The sequence below is a fragment of the Tepidiphilus succinatimandens genome, assembly GCF_006503695.1.
In the GTDB taxonomy this organism is placed as follows: Bacteria; Pseudomonadota; Gammaproteobacteria; order Burkholderiales; family Rhodocyclaceae; genus Tepidiphilus; species Tepidiphilus succinatimandens.
On sequence record NZ_SBIK01000024.1, the window covers coordinates 1 to 19,555 of the forward strand.

20 protein-coding genes are annotated in these 19,555 nt (G+C 53.1%); 14 read left to right on the forward strand and 6 right to left on the reverse strand.

Annotated elements, in window-relative coordinates:
- From EPD82_RS11440 to EPD82_RS11505, 14 genes are all read left to right on the forward strand, one after another.
- Positions 1 to 743: catechol 2,3-dioxygenase (locus EPD82_RS11440; protein WP_141056711.1), on the forward strand; the 743-nt coding region annotated here is incomplete at its 5' end.
- A gap of 68 nt (positions 744 to 811) precedes the next feature.
- On the forward strand, positions 812 to 2,266 hold the full coding sequence (locus EPD82_RS11445) for a 2-hydroxymuconic semialdehyde dehydrogenase (protein ID WP_141056712.1): 1,455 nt from the start codon (positions 812 to 814) through the stop codon (positions 2,264 to 2,266).
- A gap of 13 nt (positions 2,267 to 2,279) precedes the next feature.
- Positions 2,280 to 3,143: an alpha/beta fold hydrolase gene (locus tag EPD82_RS11450; RefSeq protein ID WP_141056713.1), complete on the forward strand. Its 864-nt coding sequence runs from the start codon at positions 2,280 to 2,282 to the stop codon at positions 3,141 to 3,143.
- Positions 3,143 to 3,925 carry a 2-oxopent-4-enoate hydratase gene (gene dmpE, locus EPD82_RS11455; RefSeq protein ID WP_141056727.1) on the forward strand — a complete coding sequence of 261 codons (783 nt, stop codon included), beginning with the start codon at positions 3,143 to 3,145 and terminating at the stop codon, positions 3,923 to 3,925. The genes EPD82_RS11450 and dmpE overlap by 1 nt, the downstream gene beginning before the upstream one ends.
- A gap of 22 nt (positions 3,926 to 3,947) precedes the next feature.
- Positions 3,948 to 4,871, forward strand: coding sequence for an acetaldehyde dehydrogenase (acetylating) (locus EPD82_RS11460; protein WP_141056714.1), 924 nt, complete (start codon positions 3,948 to 3,950; stop codon positions 4,869 to 4,871).
- 16 nt (positions 4,872 to 4,887) lie between these two features.
- Complete coding sequence (dmpG, locus tag EPD82_RS11465; protein ID WP_055422900.1) at positions 4,888 to 5,919, forward strand: 4-hydroxy-2-oxovalerate aldolase; 1,032 nt, start codon at positions 4,888 to 4,890, stop codon at positions 5,917 to 5,919.
- Positions 5,916 to 6,704 (forward strand): 2-oxo-3-hexenedioate decarboxylase, encoded by a 789-nt coding sequence (gene dmpH / locus EPD82_RS11470; protein ID WP_055422899.1) that lies wholly within the window; start codon positions 5,916 to 5,918, stop codon positions 6,702 to 6,704. The genes dmpG and dmpH overlap by 4 nt, the downstream gene beginning before the upstream one ends.
- A 16-nt stretch (positions 6,705 to 6,720) precedes the next feature.
- Positions 6,721 to 6,912 carry a 4-oxalocrotonate tautomerase gene (locus tag EPD82_RS11475; protein ID WP_141056715.1) on the forward strand — a complete coding sequence of 64 codons (192 nt, stop codon included), beginning with the start codon at positions 6,721 to 6,723 and terminating at the stop codon, positions 6,910 to 6,912.
- A gap of 61 nt (positions 6,913 to 6,973) precedes the next feature.
- Positions 6,974 to 8,305, forward strand: coding sequence for a Rieske 2Fe-2S domain-containing protein (locus EPD82_RS11480; protein WP_141056716.1), 1,332 nt, complete (start codon positions 6,974 to 6,976; stop codon positions 8,303 to 8,305).
- Complete coding sequence (locus EPD82_RS11485; protein WP_141056717.1) at positions 8,302 to 8,811, forward strand: aromatic-ring-hydroxylating dioxygenase subunit beta; 510 nt, start codon at positions 8,302 to 8,304, stop codon at positions 8,809 to 8,811. The genes EPD82_RS11480 and EPD82_RS11485 overlap by 4 nt, the downstream gene beginning before the upstream one ends.
- 95 nt (positions 8,812 to 8,906) lie before the next feature.
- Positions 8,907 to 9,914: a PdxA family dehydrogenase gene (locus EPD82_RS11490; RefSeq protein WP_206202293.1), complete on the forward strand. Its 1,008-nt coding sequence runs from the start codon at positions 8,907 to 8,909 to the stop codon at positions 9,912 to 9,914.
- A 28-nt stretch (positions 9,915 to 9,942) separates the two neighbouring features.
- Entirely contained in the window at positions 9,943 to 10,263 is a 321-nt protein-coding gene (locus EPD82_RS11495) for a non-heme iron oxygenase ferredoxin subunit (RefSeq protein WP_141056718.1), read from the forward strand.
- A 22-nt stretch (positions 10,264 to 10,285) separates the two neighbouring features.
- Positions 10,286 to 10,732, forward strand: a complete 447-nt coding sequence (locus EPD82_RS11500) for a hemerythrin domain-containing protein (RefSeq protein WP_141056719.1) — start codon at positions 10,286 to 10,288, stop codon at positions 10,730 to 10,732.
- Positions 10,733 to 10,777: 45 nt separating this feature from the next.
- Positions 10,778 to 11,998 carry an NAD(P)/FAD-dependent oxidoreductase gene (locus EPD82_RS11505; RefSeq protein WP_141056720.1) on the forward strand — a complete coding sequence of 407 codons (1,221 nt, stop codon included), beginning with the start codon at positions 10,778 to 10,780 and terminating at the stop codon, positions 11,996 to 11,998.
- A 118-nt stretch (positions 11,999 to 12,116) separates the two neighbouring features.
- Here EPD82_RS11505 and EPD82_RS11510 read toward each other — a convergent pair whose 3' ends face one another.
- The 6 genes from EPD82_RS11510 to EPD82_RS11535 form a co-directional block, all read right to left on the reverse strand.
- Positions 12,117 to 13,523 carry an OmpP1/FadL family transporter gene (locus EPD82_RS11510; protein WP_141056721.1) on the reverse strand — a complete coding sequence of 469 codons (1,407 nt, stop codon included), beginning with the start codon at positions 13,521 to 13,523 and terminating at the stop codon, positions 12,117 to 12,119.
- Positions 13,524 to 13,612: 89 nt separating this feature from the next.
- Positions 13,613 to 14,713: an NAD(P)-dependent alcohol dehydrogenase gene (locus tag EPD82_RS11515; protein ID WP_141056722.1), complete on the reverse strand. Its 1,101-nt coding sequence runs from the start codon at positions 14,711 to 14,713 to the stop codon at positions 13,613 to 13,615.
- Positions 14,714 to 14,849: 136 nt separating this feature from the next.
- Complete coding sequence (locus EPD82_RS11520) at positions 14,850 to 15,899, reverse strand: 2Fe-2S iron-sulfur cluster-binding protein (RefSeq protein WP_141056723.1); 1,050 nt, start codon at positions 15,897 to 15,899, stop codon at positions 14,850 to 14,852.
- 190 nt (positions 15,900 to 16,089) lie between these two features.
- Entirely contained in the window at positions 16,090 to 17,184 is a 1,095-nt protein-coding gene (locus EPD82_RS11525; protein WP_141056724.1) for an alkane 1-monooxygenase, read from the reverse strand.
- Between the two features lie 21 nt (positions 17,185 to 17,205).
- On the reverse strand, positions 17,206 to 18,669 hold the full coding sequence (locus tag EPD82_RS11530; RefSeq protein WP_141056725.1) for a benzaldehyde dehydrogenase: 1,464 nt from the start codon (positions 18,667 to 18,669) through the stop codon (positions 17,206 to 17,208).
- Positions 18,670 to 18,812: 143 nt separating this feature from the next.
- On the reverse strand, positions 18,813 to 19,555 hold a 743-nt coding region (locus EPD82_RS11535; protein WP_141056726.1), incomplete at its 5' end, for a VOC family protein.

Sequence of the window (19,555 nt, forward strand, 5' to 3'; positions counted from 1 at the left end):
ATAAGGTCGAAAAAGAAGAGGACCTCGACGTCCTGCAAAAACGCATCGAGGATTATGGCATCTCCACCGAGATGCTGCCCGAAGGCAGCCTTCCGTCGACCGGGCGCATGCTGAAATTCCTGCTGCCCAGCGGCCACGAGATGCGTCTGTACGCGACGAAGGAATACGTCGGCACCGAGGTCGGCACCGTCAATCCCGACCCTTGGCCCGACGGGCTCAAGGGGGCGGGGGTGCATTGGCTGGATCATTGCCTCCTGATGTGCGAGCTCGATCCGGAGAAGGGCATCAACCATGTGGCCGACAACACCAAGTTCATGCAAGAGGTGCTCGACTTCTTCCTCGTCGAGCAAATCGTCGTCGGACCGGAAGGTTCGGTGAAGGCGGCCACTTGGCTCGCGCGCACGTCTACGCCGCACGACATCGCTTTCGTCGGCGGGCCGCGGATGGGGTTGCATCACATCGCTTTCTTCCTCGACTCCTGGGAGGACTTGCTGAAAGCAGCCGACGTGATGGGCAAACACCGCACCAAGATCGATGCCGGGCCGACGCGCCACGGCGTGACGCGCGGCGCCACGATCTACTTTTTCGACCCCAGCGGCAACCGCAACGAGACTTTTGCCGGACTCGGCTATCTCGCCCAACCGGATCGTCCGGTCACGACTTGGACCGAGGACAGGCTCTGGAGCGGCATTTTCTACCATACTGGTGAAGCGATGCCGTCCTTCACGGACGTCTATACCTGATGAGGGCGCGGCCGGGCCCGTCGGTCCGGCTGCTTTTTCACGTTCCCCTGCTCGACACAAGGATGATCATGAAAGAAATCCGCAACTTCATCGATGGCGCCTTCGTGGCCACCGGCAAGACCTTCGAGAAGCGTTCCCCCGTCGATGGGCAGGTGATCGCCTTGGTGCATGAGGCTGGCCAGGCCGAAGTCGACGCTGCGGTGCAGGCGGCGCGCGCGGCGCTCAAGGGTCCTTGGGGCAAGCTGACGGTGGCCGAGCGCGCCGAGCTGCTCTACGCCGTGGCCGACGGCATCAATCGGCGTTTCGACGAATTCCTCGCGGCCGAATGTGCCGATACCGGCAAACCGATGAGCTTGGCGCGCCACATCGACATTCCGCGCGGCGCGGCCAACTTCAAGGTCTTCGCCGACGTCGTCAAGAACGTGCCGACGGAATTCTTCGAAACGCCGACGCCCGACGGCAAGGGCGCCCTCAACTATGCGGTGCGGCGCCCCATCGGCGTGGTCGGCGTGATCTGCCCATGGAACCTGCCGCTCTTGCTCATGACCTGGAAGGTCGGTCCGGCGCTTGCCTGCGGCAATACGGTGGTTGTCAAACCCTCCGAAGAAACGCCGCAGACGGCCACGCTGCTGGGCGAAGTGATGAACGAAGTCGGCGTGCCGAAAGGGGTATATAACGTCGTGCACGGCTTCGGTCCGCAATCGGCCGGTGAGTACGTCACCACGCACCCAGGGGTGAACGCCATCACCTTTACCGGCGAGACGCGCACGGGCGAAGTCATCATGAAGGCTGCGGCCCACGGGGCGCGTCCCGTCTCACTCGAGATGGGCGGCAAGAATCCGGGGATCATTTTCGCCGACTGCGACTTCGAAGCGGCGCTCGAAGGGACGATGCGTTCGGTGTTTGCCAACTGCGGCCAGGTGTGCCTCGGAACCGAGCGTCTCTATGTCGAACGTCCCATTTTCGAGCGCTTCGTCGAGGCGCTCAAAAAAAGCGCCGAGAATCTGAAACTGGGACGCCCAGAGGATCCCGAGACCAACCTCGGGCCGCTCATCTCCCACGAGCATCGCCGCAAGGTGCTCTCGTACTACGAAAAAGCCAAGGCGCTGGGGGCGACCGTCGTCACTGGCGGCGGCATTCCCGACATGCCGCCGGAGCTTGCCGGCGGTTCCTGGATCCAGCCCACGATCTGGACCGGGCTGGGCGACGATTCTCCCATCGCGCGGGAGGAAATTTTCGGCCCCTGCACCCTGATCCAGCCGTTCGACGATGAGGACGAAGTGATCGCTCGGGCGAACGACACCGACTATGGCTTGGCCTGTTCGATCTGGACCAAAGACCTCTCGCGGGCACACCGCGTCGCCGGACAGATCGAGGCCGGACTCGTGTGGGTGAATTCCTGGTTCCTGCGCGATCTGCGCACGCCTTTCGGTGGCATGAAGCAATCCGGCATCGGTCGCGAGGGGGGCGTGCATTCCCTCGAGTTCTACACCGAGCTCAAGAATATTTGCGTCAAACTGTGAAGGCGAGGGCACGATGAGCGAAAACAACCCCGAAATCGGCCGCAGTATCGTCGCCGCCGGTATTCGTACCAATTACCACGACATGGGGAGCGGATTTCCCGTGCTGCTCATCCATGGCTCCGGGCCTGGCGTATCGGCCTGGGCCAACTGGCGGCTGGTGATGCCCAAGCTGGCGGAAAAGTCCCGGGTGATCGCACCCGACATGGTGGGGTTCGGCTTTACCGAGCGCCCGCAAGGCTATACCTATTCGCTGGACAATTGGGTGCAGCATGCCTTGGGGCTACTCGATGCACTCGGCCTCGAGCAAGTCGACCTGGTAGGCAATTCCTTTGGCGGAGCGCTGTCGCTTGCGCTCACCATTCGCCATCCCCAACGCGTCCGCCGGCTCGTGCTGATGGGTAGCGCCGGCGTTCATTTCGAGATCACTCCGGGTCTGGATGCCGTGTGGGGCTATACGCCCAGCTTCGAGAACATGCGCAAGATCATGGATCTTTTCGCCTGGGATCGGAATCTGGTCAATGACGAACTGGCCGAGCTGCGCTATCGTGCCAGCATTCGTCCCGGGTTTCAGGAAAGCTTCGCCGCCATGTTCCCGGCGCCGCGCCAGCGCTGGGTCGATGCGCTCGCCAGCCCCGAAGAAGCGATCCGCGCCATCCCGCACGAGACCTTGGTCATTCACGGCCGCGAAGACCGCATCATTCCGCTCGAGACTTCGCTCAAACTGTCGCAGTTGATTTCACGGGCGCAACTGCACGTCTTTGGCCGTTGCGGACACTGGACGCAGATCGAGCACGCCGACCGTTTTGCCCGGCTGGTGAGCGATTTCTTCGCCGAGGCGAGCGCCGACGAACCCCATCCCCTGGAAGGAACGGCATGATGGAAGATCCCCTGTTGCAGCGACTGGGCGAGGAGCTCTACGAGGCGTGGAAAGGCTGCCGCGTGGTCGAGCCGCTCAGCCAGCGTCACCCGGAGCTGACGATCGAAGAGGCCTACCGCATCCAGCAGCATTTCATCGGGCAACGGCTCGCCGCTGGCGAGCGCGTGGTCGGCAAGAAAATCGGCGTCACGTCCAAGGCCGTCATGAACATGTTGGGCGTGTATCAACCGGATTTCGGCTACTTGCTCGACGGCATGGTCTACAACGAGGGCGAGGCGATTCCCGCCGACACCCTCATCCAACCCAAGGCCGAGGGTGAGATCGCCTTCCTGCTCAAGCGCGACCTGCGCGGCCCCGGAGTGACTGCGGCCGACGTGCTCGCGGCCACCGAGGCGGTAATGGCCTGTTTCGAGATTGTCGACTCCCGCATCCGCGACTGGAAGATCAAGATTCAGGACACCGTGGCCGACAACGCCTCCTGCGGTGTCTTCGTGCTTGGCGATCGATTGGTCGATCCCCGCCGCGTCGATCTCTCCACCTGCGGCATGGTGCTGGAGAAGAACGGCGAGATCGTCGCCACGGGCGCCGGGGCAGCCGCGCTCGGAGCGCCAGCCAATGCCGTGGCCTGGCTCGCCAATACGCTCGGCCAGTTGGGCGTGTCCCTGCAGGCCGGTGAAATCATCCTATCGGGCTCGCTCGCTGCCATGGTGCCGGTGCGCGCAGGCGACAATCTCTCCGTGACGATCGGCGGTATTGGTCGCTGCTCGGTTAGGTTCGCGTAATTCGAGAGAAAAGGAAAAACGCATGAAAAAGATCCGTTGCGCTTTGATCGGCTCCGGCAACATCGGCACCGATCTGCTCTACAAACTCAAACGCAGCAGCGTGCTCGAACCCGTATGGATGGTCGGCATCGACCCGGCTTCCGAAGGGCTCGCGCGTGCCCGCGAGATGGGGCTCAAGACCACCGCCGAGGGCGTCGACGGCTTGCTCCCCCATGTGGAAGAAGACGGGATCCGCATCGCCTTCGACGCGACCAGCGCCTACGTGCACCCGGAAAACAGCCGCAAGCTCAACGCGCTCGGCGTGCTGATGATCGACCTCACCCCGGCGGCGATCGGCCCCTACTGCGTACCCCCGGTCAACCTCAAGGAACACGTCGGCAAGGGTGAGATGAACGTCAACATGGTCACCTGCGGCGGCCAGGCGACCATCCCCATGGTGTATGCCGTCTCCCGCGTGCAGCCGGTCGCCTACGGCGAAATCGTCGCCACCGTGGCGAGCAAGTCCGCCGGTCCGGGCACGCGCAAGAACATCGACGAATTCACCCGCACCACCGCCGGGGCGGTGGAGAAAGTGGGCGGCGCCAAGAAAGGCAAGGCCATCATCATCCTCAACCCCGCCGAACCGCCGCTCATCATGCGCGACACGGTGCATTGCCTCACCGAGACTGAACCCGAGCGCGAGCTCATCACCGCCTCGATCCACGACATGATCAAGGAAGTGCAGAAGTACGTTCCCGGCTACCGCCTGGTCAATGGCCCCGTCTTCGACGGCAACCGCGTCTCCGTCTATCTCGAAGTCGAAGGGCTGGGCGATTATCTGCCCAAATACGCCGGCAACCTCGACATCATGACCGCGGCCGCGGCGCGCACCGCCGAAATGTTCGCCGAAGAGATCCTGGCCGGCAAGCTGCGACTCGAACCCAACCGCGCCGTGGCGCTCGCCTGAAAGGAGGAGAGAACAAATGGATCTTCGCGGCAAGAAAATCACCGTCCATGACATGACCCTGCGCGACGGGATGCACCCCAAGCGCCATCAGATCACGCTCGAGCAGATGGTCGCGATCGCCAAAGGGCTCGACGAAGCGGGCGTGCCCCTCATCGAAATCTCCCATGGCGACGGGCTGGGCGGGGCCTCGGTCAATTACGGCTTTCCGGCGCACAGCGACGAAGAGTACCTCGCCGCTGTCATCCCCAAGCTCAAGCGCGCCAAAGTTTCGGCCCTGCTGCTACCGGGCATCGGCACCGTCGATCACCTGAAAATGGCCCACGAACTCGGGGTGAATACCATCCGGGTGGCCACGCACTGCACCGAGGCTGACGTCTCAGAGCAACACATCGGTATGGCGCGTAAACTCGGTATGGATACCGTGGGCTTTCTCATGATGGCCCATATGAACACGCCCGAAGGGCTGGTGCAGCAAGCCAAGCTCATGGAAAGCTACGGCGCCAACTGCATCTACGTCACCGATTCGGCCGGGCACTTGCTGCCCGACGGCGTCAAGGCGCGCGTGGGTGCGGTGCGCGAAGCGCTCAAACCCGAGACCGAGCTCGGCTTCCACGCCCACAACAATCTGGGCATGGCGATCGCCAATTCGCTCGCTGCGATCGAAGTGGGTGCCGTGCGCATCGACGGCTCGGCCGCGGGTCTGGGCGCGGGCGCAGGGAACACGCCCACCGAAGTGCTGGTGGCCGTGTGCGACCTGATGGGCATCGAGACGGGCATCGACGTCTTCAAGATCCAGGACGTGGCCGAAGACCTCGTCGTTCCCATCATGGACTTCCCCATCCGCATCGACCGCGACGCGCTCACCCTGGGTTACGCTGGCGTCTATGGCTCCTTCCTGCTTTTTGCCAAGCGCGCCGAGCAGAAATACGGCATCCCGGCCCGTGAGCTCCTCGTCGAGCTCGGACGTCGCGGCATGGTCGGCGGACAGGAAGACATGATCGAAGATACGGCGCTCAGCATGGCCAAGGCGCGGGAGATGGCGGCATGAAATTGGCACAGGAAGCGATCGAGCGCTTGGCCGAACACCTCGAGCGCTGCGAACTCGAGGCGCGGGACACGACCAAGATTACCGACGACTATCCCGACATGGACTGGGAAGACGCCTACGCCATCCAGGAGGCGATCAAACGGCGCAAGCTCGCCCGCGGCGCGCGGGTGGTCGGCTTCAAGGCAGGCCTCACCTCCCATGCCAAGATGCGGCAGATGGGCGTCTCCACCCCCTGTTTTGGGTTCCTCGTCGATGACTATGCCGTGCCCGAAGGAGGAGAGATCGACACGAGTGCGCTCATCCATCCCAAGGTCGAGCCGGAGATCGCGTTTGTGACCAAAGCTCCGCTCAAAGGGCCGGGATGCCACATTGGCACGGTGCTCGCCGCCACCGATTTCGTCATCCCCGCCATCGAAGTGATCGATAGCCGCTACCGCGATTTCAAGTTCGACCTGAAGAGCGTGATCGCCGACAACTGCTCGAGCAGCCGTTTCGTCGTGGGAGGGCGCATTGTGCCGCCACAAGAGCTCGATTTGCGCACGATCGGTGTGGTATTGGAGAAAAACGGCGAGCCGGTGGCCTTTGGTGCCGGCGCGGCCGTGCTGGGGCATCCGGCGAGCGCCGTGGCCATGCTCGCCAATGAACTGGGTCGACGCGGCGAGGAGATTCCCGCCGGCAGCCTCATCCTCTCGGGCGGGATCACCGAGGCGGTGAGCGTACAAAAAGGGGATGCGATCACACTGCGGGTGCAGCACCTGGGATCCGTCGGCGTTCGGTTTCGTTGAAGAAAGGGGAGAAATCATGCCGTTCGTGCACATCTACATTCTCGAAGGCCGTACCGAAGAGCAGAAAAAGGCGGCGATCGCCAAGGTGACCGAGGCGCTGGTCGAGTCGCTCGGTTCGCCCAAGGAGAACATCCGCGTGATGATCCAGGAGGTACCAAAATCGCAATGGGGGATCGGAGGGATAACAGCAAAAGATTTGGGGAGATGATTGTCTGCCCCTTGGCCTCTGGCGCATCATTATAAAGATTCTATATCAAAGGAGTGTAGTCATGGACACCGTATCTAAAGAGCTTTTCCAACAACTGATTCACCATGAAAAAAATGGCATTAGAACGGTGGATCGTCGAATTTTCGTAGATGAGGAGCTCTTTGAGCTGGAGCGGAAAAATATCTGGCTCAAGGTCTGGGTTTTCGTTGCGCATGAAAGCCAGATTCCAAACCCCCGCGACTACCTGACGACATGGATTGAAAGAACGCCCATCGTCATTACGCGCAATAAGGAGGGCAAGCTTCACGCCTTTGTCAATATTTGCTCGCATCGCGGCAGTACCTTGGTCCGAATGTCCAAGGGGAAGGCAACGAATTTCGCCTGCCCCTTCCATGGATGGGTCTTTGATGCGAAAGGAAAACTTCTCGATGTCGTGAAGAAAGACATCGGTGGTTACCCAGCCAGTTTTGACACTTGCGGCCGCGATCTTGTGCCCGTCCGACTCGAAAGCTATCGTGGTTTTCTCTTTGCGACGCTCAACCCGCATGCTGAACCCCTGGAAGACTATCTGGCTGAGAGCAAGACTTTCATCGATCTCATAGTGGATCAGTCTCCTCAAGGGATCGAGGTATTGAAAGGAAAATCGACCTATACTTTCAATGGCAACTGGAAGATGCAGGCCGAAAACGGGGTCGATGGCTATCACGTCGATACCACGCATGCCAACTATGTGATGGTCTATCAAAATCGCGCCAAGATCAACGCGGAAAAAGGCTTGAAAGTCTTGGCTGCAGGACAGATCACCTCGGTGCCCAATAGTGGTTTCTTCCACCTCGGCAATGGCCACACTGTCATCTGGTGGGACAAGGCGAACGCCGCGGATCAGCCGATTTACGCGCATCGTCAAGAGCTCGCCGTGCGCCATGGCGAGGCAAAGGCAAAATGGATGACCGAGCGTGGGCGCAACCTGCTTATTTATCCCAACGTCCTGCTCATGGATCAGATGAGCACTCAGATCCGCGTCTTCCGCCCGCTTGCTGTGGACAAGACCGAGGTCACGATTTACTGCTTCGCCCCAGTGGGAGAACCGCCCGAAGAGCGCGCCAAACGCATCCGGCAGTATGAGGACTTTTTCAATGTTTCTGGCATGGCTACGCCAGACGATCTGATGGAGTTCAATGAAAGCCAGGTCGGTAGCAAGAGCTATGACGTGATGCGCTGGAGTGATCTCTCCCGCGGTTCGACCCATGAAGTAGAAGGTCCCAACGAGGAAGCGGAACAACTCGGGATCAAACCAAGACGCAGCGGTGCGCACGTCGCAGATGAAGGGATCTTCCTTGCTCAGCATGAGCGTTGGTTGGAATTGATGAGCGCCGGTGAAGGAGACAAATGATGGAAACAATGATGCGTGAATCAAGTATCAAAGAGCAGATCGAAGCTTTTTTGTTCCGTGAGGCGGAATATCTTGATGATCGTAAGTGGGATGAATGGTTGGAGCTTTTTGATCCCGAAGCTGAATATTGGATTCCCTCTTGGGATTCGGAGTATGAGTATACTAAGAATCCAAATAACGAAGTCTCATTGATGTACTATCGGGATCGGAGCGGTCTTGAGGATCGTATCTTCCGCTTGCGCACTGGCCGCTCGTCTGCTTCCATTCCTTTGCCGAGAACGTGTCATCTCGTCTCGAACGTTCGCCCAACGCTCAATGAGGACGGAACTTGTTCGGTCAGAGCAAATTTTACGAGTTACGTCTTTCGCCGCAATACGACGCAGAACTTCTTTGGGTATTATGAATATCTGCTAATTCCGCAAGAAAACGATTGGCGTATCAAGAAGAAGAAAATTATTTTGATCAATGATTACATCGATACGGTGCTAGATATCTATAGCGTTTGATGCTTGCGCTTTGCTTCTCTGGGCTTTAGTATTTTAAGAACTGCCAATCGTATGATTGGCAGTTCTTTTTCGAGATAGATGAGAGGAGACAAACTATGGTAAATATTCCATGCTCGGTTAAAAAACCGCGTGTAGGGATCATGATCGGTGACCCATCTGGAATTGGACCAGAGGTTGTCATAAAATCGATCTTTGAGGAACGTATCAAAAAATGCTGCCAACCAATCCTGATCGGCTCTGTCGAAGTGGTTCAAGCAGTGCTTGATATGCTAGGAAAGCACGCCCAGCTACACGTATTGACGACGCCCGAGCAGTTCAATCAAATCAATTGGGATAATGAAGGTATTTTCGTGTTTGATACGGGCGAGCTTGCTCTCAAAGACGTTACTCTCGGAAAGGACAATGCCGTTTGCGGTAAGGCGACAGGCATTTGGTTGGACCAAGCCGACCAATTGGCGAGAATGGGGCTGTTGGATGCTACTGTTATGGCTCCTATCAGTGGCGTGGCGATGGAGGAAGCCGGGGTATTGGACCGCGTGGTTCAACCAATTCCGGGACAAAGTTATTTACTGCTAGTATCAGGGCCTTTACGGGTAGCACATTTGACTGATCATGTACCACTCCGTGAAGTCTCAGGGCTTATTTCACGGCCACTCGTTGAAAAAACCCTTGAGATCCTGCAGCAAACGTTTGAAGTCTGGGGGGTAAAACAACCAAGGATTGCAGTGGCTGGTTTCAATCCCCATGCCAAAGGCCAAGAAGAAAGCGAAGAAATCATTCCTGCCGTACTTGCTTCGCAACAAAAAGGTTTGAATGTCAGTGGCCCTATTAGCCCTGATACGGTTTTTCGGCACTGCATCGATGGTTATTACGATCTCGTGCTTGCAATGTACCACGACCAAGGGCATATTGCCGTCAAAACTGCGGCATTCTCCGGTAATTACGCTGTTATTATAGGCCCTCCTTATCCTCATACCTCAGTAGCCCATGGAACGGCCTATGATATCGTCGGCAAGGGTATTGCTGATCACTCCATGATGCTTAACGCCATCCTCGCGGCGGCTTCTTTGGCTGCAGGTGAGGGTTTCCCTCAGCTTAACTAATCGATCCTACGTCGTAGAGGTTCCATCCATGCAAGATAAGAACTGGGTTTTCATCTGTAATACCACTGATGTTGCTACCGACACCTGCATGCAAATCTTGGTCGAGGGTTTTCCCCCTTTGGCTGTGGTCAATATTGATGACAGCTACTACGTAATCGACGATACCTGTACGCATGGAAAGGCGTTCTTGACCGATGGTTATCTTGAGGGCTACGAGATCGAATGCCCATTTCACGCAGGGCGTTTTGATGTTCGGACTGGCGAGGTCACGGCCCCACCTTGTACCATTCCGCTCAAAGTCTATTCTGTCAAGATTGAAGATGGTAAAATTTATGCCTCACCTGAATGAGGTTCCTATAGCGAGACGATAAATGAGTAACCCACAATTCAGTTGGGAAGACCGTTATCTGCTTGGTTACGCCCCGATGGACCATATTCATGAAGAGTTTGTCATCCGGGTCGATGCCGTACTCAGAGCAGAAGACTTTGAGATGGTCGAGGCGATGAAGCAGTTGCGTGCTCACCTCGAAGCACATTTCCAGCAAGAAGATCGCTGGATGAAGGAGACGGATTTTCCTCCTAAGGGCTGTCATATGGAGGAACATGCTAAAGTGCTCGATTCCGTTATGCAGGTGCAACAGCTGCTTGAAGCCGAGCAAACTTATGCACTCTGTCGGAACCTTGCTCTTGCACTAAAGGACTGGTTTCCTGGTCATGCGGATTATCTGGATTCCGCACTAGCTGCATGGATGGTCAAGAGGGCTCACTCTGGAAAACCACTTGTCTTCAAACGAAAGATGAAGCAGGAAAATCTATAATCTAAATTAATTAGGTTTATATGAAAAAAGAGGGAGAATAATCTTATGAAGGATGAGAAAATTCTAATTATTGGGGCCGGACTTGCTGGAGTTTCTGTGGCCCATGCAGTTGGAATGCGAAAATATGATGGAGAGGTCATTCTCCTTGATGAGGAGGGTAGGTTTCCTTATGATAGACCTTCTCTCTCCAAGGATTATTTAAAAGGAAAAATAGATCAATCGCCGTTTTTGGTCGACATAAACTTCTTTCAAAAAGAACATGTGCTTTATCTCTCTGGCAAGAGAGCTGTTCGTCTTCTTCCGAGCGAGCAAAAAGTTATACTTGATAATGATGAATCATTATCATACTCTAAGTTGGTTATCGCAACCGGCATGATTCCTCGAAGGATTCAGGTGCCGGGAAGCGAGCTGAAAAATGTCTTTTATCTACGGACATACCGTGATGCGACTGAACTTAAATCGCATATGACTCCAGGCCGAAAGATCGTTATCCTTGGCGGAGGCTTGATTGGTTGTGAGGTAGCGTCCACCGTGGCAGATATGGGATTGGACGTGACGATAGTGGAATCGAGATCGGAATTGTTAGAGTGTGCCTTGAGCGCTAAAGTTGGAGCATGGCTCAGGGGGCTTCTCGAACGAAAGGGAGTAAGTGTTCAGCTCAACACGCAGCTTAGGGAAATCCGTGGGGAGAGTAGGGTAGAGAAAATCATCACAGACAAAGACGAAATCCCCTGCGATTTGGTGCTCGTTTCGATTGGTTCTATTCCGAATGATGCCCTCGCACGCGCTGCAGGGTTAAAATGCGACAATGGGATCCTTGTCGATGATTGTGGGCGTACTTCAGAGCCAAATATTTTTTCCTTAGGTGACGTAGCCAATTGGCCGCTGAAAAGCGGCGGACGTCGTCCTCTGGGAACTTATATTAATACTCAACAGGAAGCGGAAGCTGTTGCCGCTACGCTAATGGGAACTCCCATGCCTTCACCACAGGTGCCAAAATTCTGGACAGATATCGCTGGACAGTTCATTCAGGTGACTGGTGATATCAATGGGGAAGGAGAATATTGGGAAAGAGGAAGTTTGAATCAAGATACTCCGTATCTTCTTTTTCGTGTCAAAGAAGGAAGAGCCCTGGCAGTCCTAGCTGCCAATGCTTCTAAGGATTATTCTGCCGCTTCGCGTATTGCCGAAGCCCAAATGCCCGTCACGCGCGATACTATTGTGGATCCTGCTGTGAATTTACGTGACCTGCTGCGAAAAAAATAACTGTTAGGTTTTGAATATCTGCATTCTTGCTTGATTCTGAATAGGGAAGGTTCGAAGGGGGGTGAGCAGCGATCCCTTCGTACCTTCCCTTTTCATGGAAAAAATCTAATCGCCAACTTTAAAATGAGTGGCTATAACTCAAAACAAAATTGTCCTGGGAAATTGAAGATCGAACGGGTGCCGATGTGTTAAAATCAGAACGATTAGTCATTTTTTTATTGAATGCATGAGAATAGGCAAAGTCAACCCGGTCATTTTTTGAAAAATCATATGAAAATCCTAGTGTTCCATGTTTTTCAAGAGTTGCAGGAATAAGTGCCAAGAGGGCGTCATCATCGAGCGGTTGCGTTGCCTGGCGATAGCCTGCTCTTAGCGTAAATTTTGGTGTCATTCTATAGGCAGCACCTACTGCGACGATTGTTTGGTTCTTAGCATTTTGAGGTAGACGCAAGTTGACGTTACCCATGCCGCTAGTGAATTTTATTTTGATATCTTTCAAAGTATCTCGCCAAAAAACCCTGGATATATCAAGAGCCAGCAAAAGATTGTCTGAAAACTGATGGCTTATTCCAAAATCCAGTTTTGGCGGGGTATTGAAGTTGCGAAGCTTAAATTTTCCAGAGATCGGAATATGCCCTGCAATTCCATCCACTGCAGTTACAGTGGCATTTCCCTCCACATCGTTCATATTGCTCTTGAACATATAAGACAAACCCATGTTTGTCGTGGAATTCACCTTATAAAGCATGCCTATCCGACCTGAATAGCCCCAGCCTGAAGCCCCACTTTCGATCTCTTTGTCTTTACTGACACTGAGATGTACTCCCTGCAAACTGGGCAGAGATCCCATCAGTCCCATCAAAGATCCTGATGCGCGTCCAGAACCTGCTAGGCTGGCTAACTGGTTGGAGCCGAGTAAATAGTCGAGATTCAATCCCGTCCACTTGGCATCTAATGTTAGACCCACGGCGAGCGCATCGGTGAGCTGGTAGCTTGCAGCCAATGGAATGTCTAATATTAAAAATCTACTTGCATTTTCTAGCCCAGTGTCGTTCCCCCCGTAGCCAACCCCTCCTGAATCACCCCGGGAAAGAAAACTTGTTTTACCATACTCAACCCCAACCCCTGCTTGGGCAAATGCACCAAAACCCAAAGAGAAATTATCAATCCGTTTGATGAAAGCGAATTGTGGTGCAAAATAGGGGCCTCGGTTGTGAGATTCATTGTCGGACGACACTTTCTCACCTGTATCCAGGTTTCTCGCGCTAATATCTGTAGTGAGTACATCTAATCCAATGAGTAACTCACTTTTAGCAGTACCAAGAGACAGTGTCGCAGGATTCACCATCATGCCAGCCGGTCCGACATTGTGCGCAGTTGCAGTTCCCCCCATGCCGCGTGACACTGCTCCGAATCCCTCTATGAATAGACCGTCGGTTGCTAGTGCATAGTTGCTAGCACCAAGCCCTAATGCAGAAGACAAAAATCTGATAAAAATCTTTTTATTAGACAAAACCGTTTTCATTTTTCCTCCTTTGCTTGAATTTATTAGATTTTGTTAAAAACGAAATAAGGGACCGATCATTATAGATCGTCCCTCATGAAATAAAGATATCACTTCATAAGCAAAACGGGTTTTAATGTTGTCCCTTTTTCGGAGTCTTCTGCAGCTTTGTTGATTTGATCAAACGGGTAGAATTTAATCAATTTATCAAATGGAAATTTTCCGGCAAGATAAAGATCGATAAGTCTAGGTATGAAGATGTCTGAAATAGCTTGACCTTCAATGATGCCCCGTAGTTTTCTGTTAAAAAGGAGAAAATTGATGTCAAGAGGAATAGTGCTTCCCATCGGGGGGGCGCCAACAATTCCTATGGTTCCACCTATGCGGGATGACAAAATAGCCTGTTCAAGCACGGAAGGAATGCCACTCGTTTCCAAAACATTGGGTAGACCATTTGGAATGATTTTTTGTATTTCTTCAACAGGATTGCATTTCGCCGCATTGATTACATGAGTAGCACCGAGCTCCTTAGCTAGTTCCAGTCGATTTTCTTTGATATCGATTGCAATAATGGTCGTACAACCGGCTACCACTGCAGCCATTACCGCCGAAAGGCCGACAGCACCAGCGCCGAAAATACCAATGGCAGTCCCTGCAGCAGGATCGAGCGCATTGAGAACTGCTCCCGCTCCTGTTTGTATGCCACAGCCAAGGGGACCTAGCAGTTCTAGTGGTGCATCTTTTCGTACCTTCACCGTGTTGCGTTCATAGCTCAGCGCGTATGTCGCAAAGGAAGATTGACCAAAAAAACTGCCTCCTACTTCGCCTCCCTTGTGATCATGGATTGTACATTCACCCGCTACAGAACGCCCCATAAAGTTTGGAACGAATGAATTGGTACAACTGGTTGGATCACCGGAAAGACAGGCTTCACACTGACCGCATGTATAAAACGTCAAGACAACGTGGTCCCCTGGTTGAACCTTTTTGACCGAACGTCCTACCTTCTCGACTATACCTGCACCTTCATGACCAAACACCATAGGAAGCGGAACTGGATAATGCTGATCTCGACAAATGAGGTCTGTATGACACAAACCGCTCGCGACGAGCCGAACCAGGATTTGGTCGTCTGCGGGCTCATTAAGTTGTACGTCTTCAAGAACAAATGGTCCCTTTGGTGTGCGGACAACCGCTGCTTTGATTTCCATTTTTTTCTCCATATTGGGTTGCTATTTTAAACTCTTTGCTTTATTGATGTATTTATGTGCACAGAAATTTTCCTTTATTTAATTCCTCCTTTTCATTATTTCATCGAAACAATATCATCTAGTATTACTTTTGGCGCTACTTGGGACTTTGGGCTTGACTATAAAACCGATCTGCGTAAATGGAATGAGGCGATACACCAATACGAATTAGCTCCGCCTCTACCGCATCTACCATAGGTGGAGGGCCGCAGAGATATCCTTCACATGAAAGCCCTGAAAGAAATTCGCGCAAATGCTCTGTAATCATACCCCTTCTCCCCTGCCAATCAGAATTGTGAGGTTCCTCTGACAGTATGGGGATAAATTCGAACCGACCTCCCCAAAGTTTTCGAAGCGCTTCGATTTCCTCCAAGCAATATAAGTCCTTTTGTCTTCGTGCGCCGAAAAACAAAAAAACATCACGCTGGCGTTGCGATGCCGTCATGCTTTCTAAAATGCACTTTATGGGTGCCAGCCCAGTTCCACCAGCAACGCATACCATGACATCATTACTTTCGTGGTAGTGAAACTGACCATAGGGACCTCGCACACGAAGATGCGTACCTGTTCGATCACCACCGAAGAGCCAACCGCTGAATTTGCCGCCAGGGACGTGTCTGATGTGAAATTTTAATTCCCCATTTTCTTTTGGAGGGGTGGCAAATGAATAACTTCTGGATACGCCCAATTCATTGTTGATGATATCGGCATATTGTCCAGGTTGAAATGCTATGGGCTTTTCTGGAATAATGGTCAATTCAATAATGTCATGAGTAAGCAGCAATTGCGACTGAATTACTGCATCGTATTCTTGGACCTTTATGGATCGACTGAGCGGCGTGTCTACTTCAATATCAAGGTCGCACTTAGGAATTGACTGGCATGCAAGCCGGTATCCTGACTGATAAAGCTCGCCACTTAGCGCCTTAGCTGAGGAGGATAATTCGCTTATTTTTCCATTAATCAACTTGTATTTACATTTTCCACAAGTTCCGACTTTACAGTCATGTGGAAAATCTATACCAACATTTAGCGCCCCTTCTAGGACCGTTTTTCCTTTGTCAACATTGAATTCAATCCCCTGTCCAATAACTTTTACTTTTGCATCTTTTCCAGGCGAGAATAATTCAATGATTTTTTTAAACATACATATATGCCCTAAAATATTTTTGAAGAGTTTTGGGATTTGATTCAATAATATAAAAACGGCCTTTGCTTACTGAATAAAATGAATCGCCTATCGTTTGCTGCTTCGTGGAGCTGTGATGAAAGGGCCGCCGGATCAATTCCTTGGGGGCGTCCAGCGGCCCTTTTGATATTATCAGCTCAACAATGAATCACGCTGCTTGGGGCGTAAGCCAGTTCTCCCAGCCTGCCCGTTCATTGGCGGCCATGGCAAGTTTTCTCTCACCCGGCGTTGCATAGCGCTCATCCCAGTCCCGAAGTTTCGGCTTGGCCACAAGATTGAACCACAGAGGAGGAATCAGGCCAAGCAAAAAGCACAGGAAGAGAGAAGGCATTTGAGGTGCTTGAGGTTCGGGCTTCAACTCATAGAACGGAATATAACCATCGATATGGTGGTTAATGTGATTCGTAATTTCCACCCCGAGCGGCCTTACGATAGCCCCCATATGATTCCAAGCATGGTGTAAAAGGATAGGGCTGCCAATTTCCCGAATCAGGCCATAATGCTGAAAGTAGTTGAATCCCTCAACAAGCCCTTTTGCTAATATCATGGAGGCAACACTTACCAATCCAGCGTTTGCTCCTCCAAGATAAGCAGTGATTGCTGGGAGTGCAAGCAGAAGAAGTACGTATTGATACGTGCGATTGGCAAGATTCCAGGGGGATTTTCCTTTCCGGCGCAATGCTTCGGCTTCAACCTTGATTGCATCTTTTATGGCACCAACCGTTGCAGTGATCACGAAGCTATAGATAGTTTGTCCACGATAAGGCGTATCACTATCAAGCGGGGTGTCGAGTTGAATATGATGCGTCGCTACGTGGGCGATGTCTCGGTTGGGGTCGCCATAAAATGTTGAAAGCAGTTGCGCAATTCTCCTCGGAAACCAATGCCTGCGATGCATCAATTCATGCGCCACGGGCAGCGTGGGCACTGCGCTAAGCCATGCGATTGAAAGGATGGATCCAATCAATTGCATGGGATTGCTGAAATTGATGAGTCCTTCTCTCGATGCAAGAATAAAAAATCCATAAAGAGCAATCATCAGAGGAAGCTGCAAGTAAAGCGCCAAATCAGCAAAAAACTTGTTTACTTTCCTCTCCGCATAGTCCTTCGGTAGAAGGATATCTAGTGCCATAAGCACAGGGAAGGTCGAGGCACCAAGCCAGACCCAGTCCCCTCCAAAATAAAAACCTACAACCCCACATGCGGTTACAAGGGGCACTATGTAATAACGCAACGTATCCATTTTGGTCTCCTTACTGGTCAGTTAAAAAGGATAATTGGTGGGTTTTTCTACCATGCTTATCCATTGAGATTGCGTAAACTCATCGATACTCGAAAGCCCTCCAAATCTGCCCGAAGTTCCAGAGGCACCCATGCCACCGAATGGCACATGAGGTTCACAATTGATGGGTTGATCGTTAATATGTACCATGCCTGTCTTGAGACGTTTTGCTATTTGTAATGCAGTGGCTATGGCACTCGTATGAATAGAAGCTGCTAGGCCATATTCGGAGCTATTGGCTAGTTCAATCGCTTCATCGATGGTATCGAAAACGGTAATCGGCGCGACTGGCCCAAAAATCTCGGACTTGAACACATCCATATCGGGCCGTACGTCCATGAGAACGGTCGGTTGATAAAAGCGTCCTTGGTGAGTACCACCGACCAAGACCTTGGCACCTTGTTTTTGTGCGGACTCTACGAGTGCATGCACCCGAGCAACCTGTTTGTCGTTGATCAGTGGCCCAAGATGCACTTGATCTGTCTTGGGGTCGCCGACAACAAGATTCTTGGCCCGTGCAGCGAGCTCTTGCGCGTACTGTTGGGCAACATCGCGATGTACTAGATGACGACCTGCGGCCATGCAAACTTGCCCCTGATGCAAGAATGTCCCCCATGCGGCACAACTTGCAGCGCCAGTGAGATCTGCGTCAGGAAGAACGATATGTACGTTGTTCCCTCCTAGCTCAAGCGTGACTTTTTTGAGCATCCTGCCGCATTTCTCGCCAATCTGCCGACCAACGGCCGTAGAACCAGTAAAGGAAATCATATCGATTTCCGGATTTGTCACCATTGCATCACCAGCATCTGCTCCGCCGGGAAGGACGTGCAAAACTCCTTCAGGAATTCCTGCTTCCGCAAAAATTTCTGCAATGAGGGCCCCACCAGTCACGGCTGTTTGAACATCAGGCTTAAGAATCACTGCATTGCCCAAAACCAGCGCAGGTGCGACTGACCTCATCGCAAGGAATAGAGGGAAGTTCCATGGCGCAATGACTCCGACTACTCCCACCGGTACTCGGTGTACAAAATTCATGCGCCCAGGAACTTGGGAGGGAAACAACGTACCATTCGGCAGGAATGCAAGGCTTGCGGCCTGATGCATCTGCTCATAGGTAATTCCAGCTTCCCATACACCTTTCATGCGAACCGCACCACATTCGCGTACATTCCAGTCAGCAAATTCAGCCTCGCGTTCCCGAAGTTTTTCTGCAGCTTTCCTTAGTATGGCTGCTCGATCGTTGAATGGCATTGCCGCCCATTTTTTTTGTGCTTCTTTTGCTGCGCTGGCTGCGGTTGCGATATCCTCGCTATTCGCAATGCCGGTTACGCCAAGCACATCGCCAGAGGAAGGATCGACCACGTCGGCCACGCCCCCTCGCGGCACTACCCACCCATTGCTGAAAACTTTTCCATGCCAGATTGGCAATTTTCCATTCCAATTCATCGATGTGTCTCCCAATGCTAAAAAACTAGATCAAGTTTTAGTAAATCGAACCATCAGGTTCTTCTTTGTCTTGGTCCTTGGTAAAAGAAAAGGATCTTTAATCAACGAGCTTTCTTATCGAAGCTTTGTTTTTTATTTTTATATCAAGTATAAACCTCTGTAAAAGACGGCATTACCTCACCGCTATGGAAGAAAATTCCATACCCAAGTTTGTCCTCGGTCCAAGTCGTGACCGGACGATCCGGCTGGGAAATATAACCCAGCCCGGCAAAAGTCTCATTGCGGTTGCCGCTGGGGTCGAAGAAGTAGATCGTGGCGCCGCGCGTCACGCCATGACGTGTCGGCCCAGCGTTGATCTTGGTGTGATGTTTGCCCATCACGTCGGCCGCCTTCAGCAAGTCATCCCAGGACTCGAGGAAGAACGCAATGTGATGCAACCCCATCTGCGGCCCGCCAAGAAAAGCGAGGTCGTGCGGCGTAGACGTGCGCGCGAGCCAAGTGGCCGCCTTCACCGAGCCTTCCGGTCCGACGACGATTTGCTCGACGAGGTAGAAGTCGAGCACTTCCTGCGCGAACTTGGTGTTGTCGGCCACATGGTTGATGCCGCGCTCCGGGTCGAGCTCGCACACCAAGGCGCAATGATCGAGCCAGTGCACCCCCGCCCCCTTGAGCCCGTCGGGCCAGGGATCGGGATTGACGGTTCCGACCTCGGTGCCGACGTATTCCTTCGTCGCGTACAGACGCATCTCGTGGCCGCTGGGCAGAGAGAATTTCAGCATGCGCCCGGTCGACGGAAGGCTGCCTTCGGGCAGCATCTCGGTGGAGATGCCATAATCCTCGATGCGTTTTTGCAGGACGTCGAGGTCCTCTTCTTTTTCGACCTTAT